Below are 13,350 nucleotides of genomic sequence, written 5' to 3'. Positions count from 1 at the left end.
GGTCCGTTACGGTCCAACACCGCAGAGGGCAGCCCGCACCACCCTGCCCAGCAGTGTGCCGATCTCGCGAGATCGCTTCTTTCCCCAGCCCACGGCCCCGCCCCTTCGGCATCCGCGATCTTCCTTGGTCACGCCCCGCCAGGGCAGCCCGCGGGGAAGGGTGGGAAGCGGTGGCCCTTCACGTCCGTGCTCCAGTGGTGGGCTGCCCCGCAGGCACACTCGTAACCGGCGACGCCTCGCCACCTGGACAATGCACTCGTCGCCCTCGGAAAGTCAGCGCGCTGCGCCGCCGTCAGCATCGAATAGTCCGTCGGCCACAGCCACGTCTCGCTCCGACCCGCTGGTTCAGCTCGCCCTGGACAGCAGTGAGCAAACTCTCCCTCGTCCGATCAGCCCCCGCAGTCACACAAGATCGCGTCATCCTCTGCAGAGACCGGCTATGGCTTGGTGAACGTCTCTGCGTACGAGTAGACCGGGAGACGCCCCGGGCCTGTAACGCGAAGTACCGGCGCGCCATCGGCCACCGTTTCGCTGTGGGCCTCACCTTCGGAGATCCAGTTGACCTCGACGCTGAAACGGACATCGTGACTCCCCGGCAGCAGCTTCAGGCTGAGCTGCTCCGGATCGCTGTCGGAGACCTTGAGCGGGAAGCCGACGGCTTTGCTGCCGTCTGAGCTGACCGGCCGCAGACGGATCTGTGTGGCCATGAGGTCTACATCGAATACGCGGGGACTCATAGAGCCACCGCACTCCATATTCACGATGGATCCCGCACGCGGTACGGGGCCGGCGGATAGCCGGCGGACCGTGACGCCCGTGACGACGATGGCCTGGGACGTCTTAGCCTGCAAGGTCAGCGCAAGGTCTGCCGGGTCGTCGTCGGAGGAGGTCACGGCAACACCTTGCCGCAGTTTGTCGCTGCTCGGGTCCTGACGAAGCTCATCAAGCGACTTGTCCGTGTAAACGGGGCAAGACCCCAGAGCTGCATGAACCGTCAGCCCAGGCGGATCCGACCATTGCCCTTGCAGCCAACCCCATCCGCCCGTGACCATGGCCGTCGTGACCGCGGCGGCCACGGCGAACACGGCGGGCACCAGATATATGGGATTCCTCAAGTGCGAGGGCCTCCGGGGCGGACGTGTCGGCATGGCCGGTACAGGTCCCAGCCCGGGCGAGGGCCCACTCGGCCTAGTGTTGTTTCCCGGCTGAGATCCTGTCTGTCCGGCCAAGTCGGCACCCCCGAAAAAACGCGGCTGAATGATCGAAGATCATCTCAGCGCACTTTGTGATCTGTTGGCAACCGGGACCTGGTCTCCGCTCAAACCTGCGGACAGGGGCTCAGGCTGACTTTCAGCGAGGACTCTCCCGGACAGCGCCTTCGGTGAGGTCCCGATCAGCGGTTGGGTGGACGGGAGTGGGTGGACGTCAGCTGCGGGCCATACTGGAGCCGTTGAGCAGGAAGCTGGTCAGGCTGGCCGACCGCGGCTGGCTTCGGAACCTGCCCGGCGGCCGGTTCACCACTCGCCTGTGACCAGGGACGCTGCCGCCCTGATGGCACTCATTGAGCCTTTTCAAGGTGGCCACGATCGAGTGACGCCGGGGTCACGACGGCTCATGTACGCCCGCGCCGCCAGCCTCTCCACGTCGAACTGCTCGTGGAGGTGCTCCAGCGCCCAGGCGACGACCTCGGTGAGCGGGTCGGCGCCGATCTCCTTTGGTAAAGAGCTGTCGAGGTAGCGCCCTCCTGACCGCCCGAGCGGCGCGGCGGGACCACCAGTCGGCGGGCCAGGACCCCTGCCGCCTCGTTGCCGCGGTCCGTTCGCATGATGTGGAGAGAATCATCCGGATCGATGGAGGCCCGGGTGAGGCTTCGCGCTGACAGCGGTGGGTACATCCGCACGTATGGACGCCGGCGCATGGATATCGCTGATAGCTACGGGGATCGTCCTGCTCATCGGGGCGGGGCTCATCTGCTACGAGCATTGGGGATCCGGCGCGAACCAGAGCCGGGAGTATGACCTCGGTCCGGACAACACCAGCGGCGGAGGCGGGGGCGGCTGACGCCCACGGTTCGGCCAAACCGCCTCAGCCCGAACCTGCCGCCGATCAGGACCGCGCTGCAGCAGGGCCTGGATCTCGTCGGCCTCCCCTCGCGATAGATCGGCGCCTTGGGTTCAGCGTTGCCGCTCCAGGGTGAGGACGGCTGCAGCGATTGACGATTCGGGCTGCACCTGGCCTTGCGGAAGATCCGCCACGACTTCAGCCGTGCGACACCACGCTCGACCGGAGCCCGTGCCGCGGACAGCGCGCGGTTGACAGTCTGTTGGGTGGGCGTGAGGCCACGGCCCGGTGGGCGCCTGAGGGGCGTGGCCTCACGGTCCGGCTCCCATGTAGGCGCGGTCGGCCAGGACTGGAACGCCCTGACGCTCGCAGATCCGGATGATCCGGTGAGTGCGGGCCGCGGTCAGGTCATGCGTGCGGCCGGGCAGTGCAGGCGAGATCCACAGCAGCCGCCCAACCGGGTCGGTCACCACCTGCACGTTCACCCCGTGCCGGTGGTGCTTGTGGGAGTAGTCGGCCCGGCTGTCGCCGACCCGGTCGCACTCCGCCAGAGTGCCATCGAGCAGAACGTGGTCAGGGTCGGCCTCGCGCAGAGTGCGCAGCAGGCCGGGCGCGTGGTCGACCAGCATGTCGACGACGGCTGCCTCGTGGGCGTGCGCGGTGCCGACGGAGATGCCGAACCCGGCAGCGAGCTGGGCGAGAGTGTCGTGCCGTCGCAGGTACACCAGGCCGACCAGGGCACGCTGGTGCGGCGGGAGCTTGCAGCGGCGGTCACCCTCGCGGGTGGATATGAGCATGGTGACCCACTCGACCAGGGCATGAGGCAGGTCGAGTGCGGCTGCATAGGGAACCAACTCGGCTCCTGAGCTTGTGGGTTGAGACTTCGAACACCTCCCCCAACGGCACGGGAGCCTCGTGCGTTGCGCACACCGCCGGCATCACCCGATCAGTGGCGACTCTGAAACAGCTCATTGACTGAATTCCCCACCCCCTGTTCTGTTCCCAAGTCTGCTCATCCGGGCCGTTTTCTGCCCGTGCAGCAATCCGTACGCCCCTTGATGGTGCGGGAGCGCGGGGCGAGCCTGCGGCAGCGGGGTTTGCATGTGCCGTAGCGGCACGTGGTCCAGTAGGTGGCAAGTACGACATTGAGAGGTTCCCTCGCATGCACTTTCCTGCGATTCCCCGCCGGGTCAAGATCGGCGATGCCGCCGCGTTCGCCGGGACGACACCCCGTGCCATCCGCCACTACCACGCCATCGGGCTCCTCGCCGAACCGGAACGCGGCAGCGACGACCGCCGCCGCTACGGATACGACGACATGATCCGCCTGCTGTGGATCCGCAAGATGGCTGATGCGGGTATCTCCCTGGATGACATCCGGGCCGGCTTTGAGGGCGCCACCGGCATCGAGCAGTCCCTGGCCCGGCTGGAGGAATCCCTTGCCTCCAAGGCGGCCGCCGTCGAAGCCCAGCAGGCCGCCGTGCACCGCCTCCGCGAGGCGGGCAGCCCCCTGGGTCTGCTCTCACCGCTGGTCAGTGGCCGCCTGCACGATCTGCCGCCTGGATCCCTGCGCTCGGCCGATCTCGATACCCTTCTGGTCACGGAGCGTACCTTCGGTCCCGAGGGGGCCGCCGCCCAGGCCAACCGGTTCATCGCCCTGGCCACCCACCCCGAACTGCGGGCCGAGGAAGACCGCCTGGCCGAGGCCGAGGGGGCCCTGGACGACACCATGTCCCCCGACGACCCCGGCATCGAAGACCTGGCTGCCCAGCGGTGTGCTCATGAGACCGCCTTGGGAGCCACCATCGACAGATCCGGCCTGGACGAGGCCCTCGACGACCTCCTGGACCAGGACGGCGAGCTCGCTGGTGAGGAGGAAGGCGAGGCGAGGATGAGCGTGGTGGAGGCCATAGGCAAGATGCCGTACGACTTCTCCCCGGCCCGCGTCCGGTACGAGGAACGTGTCATCGAGCTGCTTTACTCGGCCGATCAGGGCGGCGATACCCCACGGACCTGCTGACTGACATCGGCGCTCGGGGCGAGACCGACAGGAGCAGCCTGGAATGGTGCAACATGAACGTAACGACGGTGCCCCTGGGGGCCGTTGGGCTCTGTGTGAAGAGAGCCGAAGAGCACGCCGAGGGCACCTGCCCGCTTGTCCACCAGTGCCGTCTGCCGCTGTCGACACGCCCCGCCAGCCACCTCGCCGGTCTGCTGCGGCGCCGTCTGAAGGCGATCGGTCCCGGTGGCGGATCCTGCCGCCCGGGAAGATCCAGGTCGATCCGGTACTGCGGAAACTGGCCGCCCGACTGTAGGCGCGGCGGGCGATCACCCAGTGCCTGCGGTCCTCTCGGCGCCAGGGCCGGACACGCGGTCGAGCAGGAACAGGACAGCTGGGTGATCCAGGCGAGGACCTAGGACCCGCTTGAGCGCGGGATGAATCTGCGTCAGCAGGCCACGCAGACGGTTCTTGGTGCGGGTGACCTCGTCGGCCAGGTCGTCGTCGAGGCCCACGAGCATGTTCAGCTCGGCAACGGTCTCGGCGTCCGGCGCCAGGTCCCGCAGTGTGCGGCATGGTGCGGGCGGCATACGCGATCACCGGAGCGTCCCGGAGATCGGTCTTCGACTCACCGGGGTAGAGGTCGGCGATCGCCCGGCAACGTCAACGACTCCACCGTCTTCGACACGGTCATGGACGACCTAAGGGTGCCCCGGACCGGTCCCGGGCGGCCCCGCCGCAGACTCGACCCGAGGCGGTCATCGCGCACAAGGCGCACTCGTCCCGCGCGATCCGCCAGGTCCTGCGCAGGCGAGGCATCCAGGGCGTGATCCCGGAACGGGCTGACCAGACGGCCAACCGCCTGCGGCGAGGGAAGGCCGGCGGCAGACCGCCGGCCTTCGACCGGTAGCTCTACAAAACCCGCAACGTGGTCGAACGCTGCTTCGCTCGGCTCAAGCAGTTCCGGGCGATCGCGACCCGCCCCGACAAGCTCGCCGCTCGTTACCACGCCGGACTTCACCTCGCCGCACTCATCCTCTGGCTCCGCGAGCCGATAACGCAGCCCCGGAGGGTCTCGACTGCTGGTTGAATGTTGGCCGCCCTCGGCAGCGGCAGCCGCGCCCGACTCGGCTACCTCATCGCCCGCTCGGGCATCCTCGACGACCGCACGGCTGACCCGGCGGACTGAAACCGGCCCTCCTCCCCCGTACAACCATCCGCCGATCTCCGCTGTCTTGATCCCCGTGAAGAAGACGCTCATCGCCACCGCCGCCGCACTCGGCGCGCTCGCCGCCGTCACCGGCCCGGCCGCGGCCCCCGCCGCGGCCGCCTCCGACGCCCTGTGGCTCTGGTCCGACCCGTACGAGATCACCCTCGCGGGCCCGTCCGAGGACGGCTCCCCCGCACCGTCGCAGTCGCTGACCGTGCAGATCAGCCACGACAACACGGCGACCACCGTCCCGGCCGGCACGCTCACCGTCGACGCCTCCGGAGTCGCCTCGTTCGCCGAGGTCACCTGGCCCGCGAACTGCCGCCCGGAGAACGAGACCACCGCCGTCTGTACCACCCCCGAACTCCCCGGCGGCGCCAACGCCCCCGCCGCGCGGATCGGCCTGACCACCAAGCCGGGCGCCACCGACGGCAACGACGGCTACGTCCGCTACACCGCCCAGGCCGGCGGCATGAACGCCTACCCGGGCGAGACCTACGTCGCCGTCAACGACGGCCCCGCGCTCGGCCTCACCCAGGCCGAGTACCGCACCGGCATGGCACCCGACCAGCCCTTCGACTCCTCCGTCGTCCTCGGCAACCAGGGCAACCGCACCGCCGACCGCACCCTGCTGACCGTCTTCACCTCCCGCGGCATCCGCCTCGGCATGTCCGTCCCCTCCAACTGCGAGTCCACGAACGCCGTCACCGGCCGTACGTTCCTCTGCGTCCTGGACGAGCGGACGACCCCGGGCTCGTACCACTCCCTCCCGCTGAAGTTCCGCACCAAGGACATGGCCCTCTTCGACCGCGTCGACTATTCGGCGCAGCCCTACTCCGAGCAGGCGCTCGCCGAGGCCCGCGCCGGCCGCGCCTTCACCCCGGGCGCCGGCCCGGAGCTGAACCTCACCCCGACCGCCGCCCCCTCCGACGAGCTCCAGCCGTACCGCAGCTTCACGGTGAAGACCGTCAACCAGGCCGATTACCGGCTGACCGCCTCCACCGTCTCCGGCGCGGCCGGCGACACCGTGCCCGCCACCGTCACCGTCCACAACGCGGGCCCCGCCTGGGTCGCCTCCCTCGGCGCGGGCGAACCCGCCGCGATCGTCGACATCGACATCCCCGCCGGCACCTCGGTCGCCTCCGCCCCCGACGCCTGCTGGTCCCAGTCCGAGACCCGCTACCGCTGCAACACCCCCATCTACCTCACCGAATCCGGCAAGCCCGCCACCCACACCTTCCCCTTCACCCTCCACATCGACGAGGTCATCCCGAACGCCACCGCCCGCGCCGCCCTCTACAACGACGCCTACGAACCCGCCGTCCGCACCTTCGACCCCGACCTGACGAACAACGCGGCCACCCTCACCGTCAACCCCTCGACGAGCTGACGCACGCCCCTCCGGCTGCCCGGCCCGACCCCTGCGCCAGCCCTGTACGAGCCGGGCAGCCGACCCCCACCCCCCTATGCACAACCTCGCCATGACAGGCTGAACCACCAGGTCAAACACCACATCGACCTGCCCACACCCGCCCTTCTGCAACAACTTTTAGTAGGGCTTTGTCAGGGGGTGCCGTATGTCTGCCGAGGGGCGGGTGCCGGCAGGCGGGGCAGGTGCCGGTCCAGGTGGCCGGCAGGTGTCGGAGGATGGCCGGGGCCAGGCAGACAGTCGGCTCCGGAAAGGACTTGTAGGCGAAATCTCTGTTCCCTCAGGAAGATTCGGGCGACGGCGACTGGGCTACGTCGCGGTGCCGACGGGTGAACGAGCGGCCCCCGAAGTGTTCGAGTTCTTCGGCGCGGCAGCCGGTGTCGTCGGCGTGGCGCGGGCGTGGCCCGATGCCCGGCGCATCCCCCGCCACGGCGACTCGCCTCCGTCACGTGCCCTGGCGTCCCCGTAGTTCCTCCACTGCGGCCCGGGCCGCAGCGCCGATGACCGCGTCTGCGCGTGGGAGCTTGTTGTCCGAACGGGCTGCCTGGGTGAGGACGACGGCGGTGTAGGTGGTGCCGTCGGCGAGTTCTACGACGCCCGCTTCGTGGCGCAGTGAGCCGAAGGTGCCGGTCTTGCCGTAGACAGTGACGTCGTCGTAGGGAAATCCGGAGCCGAGCCGGTGTGTCCAGGGCTGTTGGCGCATCACCCCGCGCATGAAGGCGCAGTGTTCCTCGGAGGCGGCCTGTCCGGTCCAGATCGCTCGCAGGAGCCGTGCCATGTCCGATGGTGTGGTGGAGGCCTTGTACGCGGGGTCGTACACGCCTGGTGGCACGACCGTGTCGTTGTCCGCCACGCGCGCCAGGGCCGCGTCCAGGGAGTGGGTGCCTGTTTCGGCGACCAGTTGGCTGAAAGTGTTGACGACGCCTCCGTGGATTCGGGTGTCGGGCATGCCCAGGCTGCGGCAAACGGCGTCGACCACGTCCGGGCCGACCGCTCGGAGTACGGCGTCGGCCGAGGTGTTGTCCGAGATGGTCATCATCAGCACCACCATGTCGCGCAGCGACATGGTGACGGCGTCGCGCAGGATGGAGATGCCGGTCGGCCCGGGAACGCGTTCGCCGGGCTCCAGCGTCACCCTTCGCACCGGGTCGATCAGCCCCGCATCCGCGAGCCGGCAGAAGGCGACCATCACAGGAATTTTGTACACCGAACCCATGGGCAGTTGTTCGTCGGGATCGACCGTCACCCGGGCCGACGGCCGGTGAAGTTCCGCCACATGCAGCCAACCGCGGACACCCGCGTCGTCGAACATGCCGCGGATGGTGCTTTCCACGCCCTTGCCTCGCAGTCTCCCGCTCACGGTGTCGCCTTCCGGGTCAGCGCGCGCTCCAGCAGTTGTGCTGTCCTGGCGGCCTCCTCCGCTCCGGGGCGACGCGGGTCCCAGGCCACCCGAAGGCGCAGTGGCAGCGGTGGGTCCGTGGTCGGCCGCCGTTCGACGCCGGAGGCGGTGAGCGTGTCGTCCGCTGTGACCAGCACTGCCTGGCCGGCCGCGACGAGTGCGAGGCCCGCACGCTCGTCGGAGACCACCACGGTTTCCACTCGGCGGCCGCGGCTGGCCAGGGTGTCGATGAACAGGTCATGGGCCGCAGGGGCTTCGGCGCGGGGACGTACGGCAACGGGCAGACGCGGCGCACATGCGTCACGTACATCCCCGCGACCGGCGGGGGCGAGGATCCAGGTCGGCAGAAGGATCACGCGCCCGGCGGCGAGACCGTGCAGCACGGAGGGGTGCCGGATCACGGCGATGTCCAGCCGCCCGGCGGCGACGTCGCCGAGCAACACGGACGTCGACGCCGTCACCATACCGATCCGCGTCCGCTCGCCTGCGCGGACCGGCGCGGCCGCCACGCCTGCTGCGAGGGGCGTCGGTACTTCGGGAGCCAGCCCGAGCCGCAGCCGTCGGCCGTCGGCCTGCTCGCGAGCCCCGGTCTCACGGAGTGCCACGAGCGCGGCCAGTGCTTTGCGGGCGTGTGGAAGCAGCTGAGTCCCCTCCTCGGTGAGGGAGACTCCTCTGTCACGGTCGAACAAACGGACGCCGAGCAGCGTTTCCAGTCGCCGCAGACCCTGGGACAGCGGCGGCTGGGTGATGCCCACCCTCTGCGCCGCAGCTCCAAAGTGTTCCTCCTCCGCCACCGCGACAAAGATTTCCAGATGCCGTTCTGTCAGCACCCCGCACCCCCTGTCCTGTATTGATACGAGCTGCGAATCGTGTAGTCGCCGAGATCGTATTCGACATGCAGTCCGGCAGCGGGCTTGACTCCTGAAGGAAACCGGTTTCGGCCGCGCCGGCACCGAGCTCTGCCGAGCCGAGGTACCTCGCCCACACCGAGACCGCATCCGGCCGACCATCCGGTGCGGACCGCACGACCCGAGACGGAGATCATCTTGAGGCGTACTCACAGCCCGAACAGTTCCGCCCCGCGCCGCCGCCGAACGCGAAGCGTGCGGCGGCCTCTGGTCGTGGTCCTGTCCGTTCTCGTGCTGGCAGGAGGCGGGTATGCCGCGTTCGGTCTCCGGGGCGGCGACGCGAAGGAAGGCGACATGGACGTGGCGGCCGCCCGCGAGCCCATGGCCGCGTTCCTCGCCGCATGGGCCGGGCACGACGCACGGAGGGCGGCAGGCTATACCGACACACCCGACGACGCCGCGTCGCTCCTCACGTCGGTCCTGACCAATCTCAAGCCCTCCAAGACCACCATCGTCGAAGGCAAGGGGGCGAGGAAAGGTGAGGGGGAGGTTCACTTCCCCTTCACGGTGACCATGGCGGTACCGGGCGCCGGAGACGTCATCTGGCGCTCCGGCGCGCAGGTGGTCGACTCGTCGGGCACCTGGAAGGTCGAGTTCAGTTCGCCAGTGATCCACCCGGAGCTGAAGCCGGGGCAGACCCTTGCGCTCAAGAGCGTGAACACCAGGGCGAAGGTGCTCGACTCCAAGGGGGACCCGCTCCGCGCGGAGAGTCTCACCGGAACCGTCGATCCCGTCAGCGGCAAGGGCACGTCCGGCCTGGAGGCCCGCTACGACGACCTCCTCTCCGGGGGCAGGACCGCAGCCAAGTCCGTCGTGGTCGCGGACCGGCAGAGCGGACGCGCCGTCAAGGACCTCACCACTGCCGCAGGGGTCGAGGGCCGCCCGGTGCGCACCACCATCGATCCTCACGTCCAGGCGGCGGCGGCCGATGCCCTGACCGGGGTCGAGGTCAATGCTGCGATCGTCGCGATAGACCCGCGCAACGGGCACGTTCTTGCCGCCGCCAACCGTCCCGGCGGTTTCAACCGCGCCCTCGAAGGGCGCTATCCGCCCGGTTCCGTCTTCAAGGTCGTGACCGCGGCGGCTCTTCTGGAAGGCGGGATGGAACCCGGCGACTTGGCGGCCTGTCCGAAGTTCGCGCGTGTCGACGGGCAACGTTTCGAGAACCAGAAGCAGTTCGAACTGCCTGCCGGTTCGACCTTCACGGACGTCTTCGCCCAGTCCTGCAACACTTACTTCGTCAACGCCCGCAACCGGCTCTCCGGCACCGCCCTGAGGGACGCGGCGCAGGCGTTCGGCATAGGCGGCAGCTGGGACGTGGGCACGACCACCTATGACGGCAGCGTTCCCGTCTCCACGAGCGACAACGACAAGGCCGCCGCGACCATCGGCCAGGCACGCGTTCAGGCGTCACCGCTGGTCATGGCGTCCATCGCGGCCACCGTCAAAAACGGGACGTTTCACCAGCCCGTACTGGTGCCGGACGCGGTGAAGAAGAAGTACCAGGCACCGAAGACGCTGGGCCCCGAGGTCGCAGACCGGCTCCGCGCCATGCTGCGCACCACCGTGACCGCCGGTTCCGCCCGCGCCCTCAAGGACCTGCCCGGCCAACCGCACGCGAAGACCGGAACCGCCGAATTCGGCAGTGAAACCCCTCCGCGCACCCACGCCTGGATGATCGGTTACCAGGGCGCCACCGACCTCGCGTGGGCGGTGCTCCTCGAGGACGGCGGTTCGGGTGGCGCTGACGCGGGCCCGGTCGCCGCGCGGTTCCTGAGCAACCTCGCGCGGTAAGCAGAGACCGGCCTGCCCGAACGACTGCTACAGAAGGGAACGTCCGCACCTCATGCACCGTCGAATCCATGTCTCTCGTCGTGCAGCCCTTGCCGTGCTGGCCGGAGCCGTGACCCTGCCCCTCGGGGGGTGTACCACCACCCCGGACGGCACCGCTCCCACAACATCCGGTCCGGCGAAGTCCTCCGCATCACCACCGTCCGCCGATTCCCCTGCGGAGCGCGCCTTCACCGAACTGGAGCGCGAGTTCGACGCCCGGCTGGGGGTCTACGCGCTCGACACCGGCAGCGGCCGGACCGTCACCCACCGGTCCGACGAACGCTTCGCCTACGCCTCCACCTGCAAGGCGCTGCTCGCCGGCGCCGTTCTCGGCAGGAAATCGCTGCGGCAGATGGACCGGCTCGTGCGTTACGGCCGCGACGACCTCATCAGCAACTCACCGGTCACCGAGCAGCACCTCGCCACCGGACTGACCCTGCGTGAGTTGTGCGACGCAGCCGTCCGTTACAGCGACAACGCCGCGGCCAACCTCCTCTTCCGTGAACTCGGCGGCCCCCAGGGCCTTCAGGACGCCCTGCGCGCGCTGGGCGACAGCATCACCCGTTGTGACCGCTACGAGACCGCGCTCAGTGACGCGGTCCCAGGTGATCTCCGCGACACCAGCACGCCCCGCGCCCTCGCCGAAGATCTGCGCGCGTACGTCCTCGGCACCACCCTCCCGGCGGACAGGCGTGCCGTACTTACCGACTGGCTCAGGCGCAACACCACCGGCGACCACACCATCCGCGCCGGCACTCCCCGTGGGTGGCAGGTCGCGGACAAGACCGGCTCCGGGGGCTACGGCACCCGCAACGACATCGCGGTCATCTGGCCACCCCACGGCGATCCCCTCGTTCTGGCCGTCCTCTCGCGCCGCGACACCAAGGATGCCGAACGGGACGACGCCCTCATCGCTCACGCTGCCGAGGCCGCACTCCGTGCGGTTGCCCGGTAGGGCGGGCTTTGTCAGGTGGCGTCGTAGGTCTGCCATGCGGTGGGTTGTCGGCAGGCGGGGCAGGTGCCGGTCCAGGCGGCCAACAGGTGCGAGAGAAGGGCCAGGGCCAGGGCCTGGTAGACGGTCAGGCCCTGGCAGGGGCTTTTGGGCAGGATCGTTGTTCGGCCAGGAAGAGGTGGGCGGCGGTGACAGAGGCGATATGGCGGTGCCGGCCGGTGAACGAGCGGCCCTCGAAGTGGTCGAGTCCGAGCGTCGTCTCAGCTCGCGGTAGTCGTGTTCGATATACCAGCGCAGTTTCGCGAGTCGGACCATGTCCCGGGCCGGGACGTCGGCAAGCAGGTTGGAAGTTCAGTACTTGACCGGCTCGTTCTCTCCTTCGGGCCACGGGGCGATCAGCCACCGCAGACCTATGACACCGCCCGGGGCGGGTTGCGGCCGGCGGCCGGCGAGGCGGACCCGCAAGAACCAAAACGGCGGACATGGCAGCCTTCGAGCCCTTGCGCCAGGTGACCGCGACTGCTTTGTCGCGGCCCGCTGCCGACTGTGGGGGGCGGCTGGTCCAGGACGCGGTGAAGCGGCCGCCGGTCTGCGGTGCGGCGGTCGGCGAGCTCGCGGGCGGGGCCGGGTTTCAGGCGGCCCCGTGGCCGGCCCCGGCAAGCCCACCCGCGCCTGGTATGCCCGGTCAGTAGGCCCCGGTGGCACCGGGAAACGGGCCCGTCCGCGCCGTCGGCCCGCCGTCATCCACATAGCGGGCGAACTCCCATGGGTCGTGTGCCGAGAAGACCTCGACCTGGTCGCCGTGGTCACGGATCAGCTCACGCAAGCGGGCCTGGGTCCCCAGCCGCAGATCGGGGGCGACCTGCGAAAGGGTCTGAACGGTGTCGAGCACGGGGTGCACTTCCTTCCGGGCACCCAGTTCGCGGTGGTAGTAGTAGGCGTCGCCGCAGTGGAGAAGCCAGCGTTCGCCGTTTCGCACGGCGACCCCGGTGTGTCCCTCGGTGTGGCCTCCGAGCGGGATGAGCTTGATCTCCTGCGGCAGCCCCTTCGCCTGGAACGCTGTGAAGCCGTACCACTGTTCATCGGATTCGGGCCCGTAGGGAACCCAGCGAGGTTCGTGGGCCCAGTGGGCCGGCCGGTAGCGGAAACTGGGCGACTGGGCACGTGCCGCGCTCAGTTCCGAGGCAAGCAGATGGACATGTGCGTCGGGAAAGTCAGGGAGTCCGCCGCTGTGGTCCACGTCCAGGTGGGTAACGATGATGTGGCGGACGTCGGACGGGGCGTACCCCAGCCGGGCGATCTGCCGGACGGCCGTCTCCGCCTCGTCGAGCGTGGGCTGGGCCATGGCGACCCAGCCGTCGCCGAGCGTGCCTGCCGGGTCCCGAACGTCGCCGAGGCCCAGTCCCGTCTCGATCAGGACCAGACCGTGGGCGTCGGTCTCCACCAGCAGGCAGTGGTTGACAGCGGGAGCGGGCCGCGGGCCCTCGTAGGTCGCTTCGATCGTGCGGACCGAGCCGCAGTTCAAGTGATGAATTCTCATATCGCCTAGACTGCAACTT

8 protein-coding genes and 4 pseudogenes are annotated in these 13,350 nt (G+C 69.2%); 5 read left to right on the top strand and 7 right to left on the bottom strand.

Annotated elements, in window-relative coordinates; genetic code table 11:
* Positions 1 to 437: 437 nt before the first annotated feature.
* The 3 genes and pseudogenes from ABZY45_RS19430 to ABZY45_RS19420 all read right to left on the bottom strand — a co-directional run bounded on the left by ABZY45_RS19430 (position 438) and on the right by ABZY45_RS19420 (position 2,915).
* A complete protein-coding gene (locus tag ABZY45_RS19430; RefSeq protein ID WP_356741467.1) occupies positions 438 to 1,094 on the bottom strand; it encodes a hypothetical protein in 657 nt (218 codons plus the stop codon).
* A gap of 510 nt (positions 1,095 to 1,604) precedes the next feature.
* Positions 1,605 to 1,834: pseudogene (locus ABZY45_RS19425) on the bottom strand (AraC family transcriptional regulator); the annotation flags it as partial.
* A 340-nt stretch (positions 1,835 to 2,174) separates the two neighbouring features.
* A pseudogene (locus tag ABZY45_RS19420) lies at positions 2,175 to 2,915 on the bottom strand (transposase family protein).
* 308 nt (positions 2,916 to 3,223) lie between these two features.
* On the opposite strand from ABZY45_RS19420, the gene ABZY45_RS19415 reads away from it, so the two are divergent.
* On the top strand, positions 3,224 to 4,081 hold the full coding sequence (locus tag ABZY45_RS19415; RefSeq protein WP_356741466.1) for a MerR family transcriptional regulator: 858 nt from the start codon (positions 3,224 to 3,226) through the stop codon (positions 4,079 to 4,081).
* Between the two features lie 350 nt (positions 4,082 to 4,431).
* On the opposite strand, the pseudogene ABZY45_RS19410 reads toward ABZY45_RS19415, so the two are convergent.
* Positions 4,432 to 4,711 (bottom strand): annotated as a pseudogene (locus ABZY45_RS19410) (transposase); the annotation flags it as partial.
* Here ABZY45_RS19410 and ABZY45_RS19405 point away from each other — a divergent pair.
* A pseudogene (locus tag ABZY45_RS19405) lies at positions 4,711 to 5,150 on the top strand (transposase); the annotation flags it as partial. The pseudogenes ABZY45_RS19410 and ABZY45_RS19405 sit on opposite strands and share 1 nt — an antisense overlap.
* A gap of 154 nt (positions 5,151 to 5,304) precedes the next feature.
* Positions 5,305 to 6,660, top strand: coding sequence for a hypothetical protein (locus ABZY45_RS19400; RefSeq protein WP_356741465.1), 1,356 nt, complete (start codon positions 5,305 to 5,307; stop codon positions 6,658 to 6,660).
* 484 nt (positions 6,661 to 7,144) lie between these two features.
* Here the strand turns inward: ABZY45_RS19400 and ABZY45_RS19395 are convergent, their stop codons facing one another.
* On the bottom strand, positions 7,145 to 8,032 hold the full coding sequence (locus tag ABZY45_RS19395) for a serine hydrolase (protein WP_356741463.1): 888 nt from the start codon (positions 8,030 to 8,032) through the stop codon (positions 7,145 to 7,147).
* A gap of 23 nt (positions 8,033 to 8,055) precedes the next feature.
* Positions 8,056 to 8,928: a LysR family transcriptional regulator gene (locus ABZY45_RS19390; protein ID WP_356741461.1), complete on the bottom strand. Its 873-nt coding sequence runs from the start codon at positions 8,926 to 8,928 to the stop codon at positions 8,056 to 8,058.
* 372 nt (positions 8,929 to 9,300) lie between these two features.
* Between ABZY45_RS19390 and ABZY45_RS19385 the strand changes: the two genes are divergently transcribed.
* On the top strand, positions 9,301 to 10,800 hold the full coding sequence (locus ABZY45_RS19385; protein WP_356741459.1) for a penicillin-binding transpeptidase domain-containing protein: 1,500 nt from the start codon (positions 9,301 to 9,303) through the stop codon (positions 10,798 to 10,800).
* 52 nt (positions 10,801 to 10,852) lie between these two features.
* A complete protein-coding gene (gene bla, locus ABZY45_RS19380; RefSeq protein WP_356741456.1) occupies positions 10,853 to 11,794 on the top strand; it encodes a class A beta-lactamase in 942 nt (313 codons plus the stop codon).
* A 682-nt stretch (positions 11,795 to 12,476) separates the two neighbouring features.
* On the opposite strand, the gene ABZY45_RS19375 is transcribed toward bla, so the two are convergent.
* Positions 12,477 to 13,331, bottom strand: coding sequence for an MBL fold metallo-hydrolase (locus ABZY45_RS19375; protein ID WP_356741454.1), 855 nt, complete (start codon positions 13,329 to 13,331; stop codon positions 12,477 to 12,479).
* Positions 13,332 to 13,350: the final 19 nt, after the last annotated feature.

Origin of the sequence: Streptomyces sp. NPDC006516 (assembly GCF_040611875.1) — a bacterium.
In the GTDB taxonomy this organism is placed as follows: domain Bacteria; phylum Actinomycetota; class Actinomycetes; order Streptomycetales; family Streptomycetaceae; genus Streptomyces.
The sequence above is the reverse complement of the archived record's forward strand: the minus strand, read 5'-3'. Positions and strand labels throughout refer to the sequence as shown.

Excerpts from the sequence above, each read along its gene's own strand:
- ABZY45_RS19415 (WP_356741466.1), top strand. The coding sequence starts at position 3,224 with ATGCACTTTCCTGCGATTCCCCGCCGGGTCAAGATCGGCGATGCCGCC.
- ABZY45_RS19385 (WP_356741459.1), top strand. The coding sequence starts at position 9,301 with ATGGACGTGGCGGCCGCCCGCGAGCCCATGGCCGCGTTCCTCGCCGCA.
- bla (WP_356741456.1), top strand. The coding sequence starts at position 10,853 with ATGCACCGTCGAATCCATGTCTCTCGTCGTGCAGCCCTTGCCGTGCTG.
- ABZY45_RS19375 (WP_356741454.1), bottom strand. The coding sequence starts at position 13,331 with ATGAGAATTCATCACTTGAACTGCGGCTCGGTCCGCACGATCGAAGCG.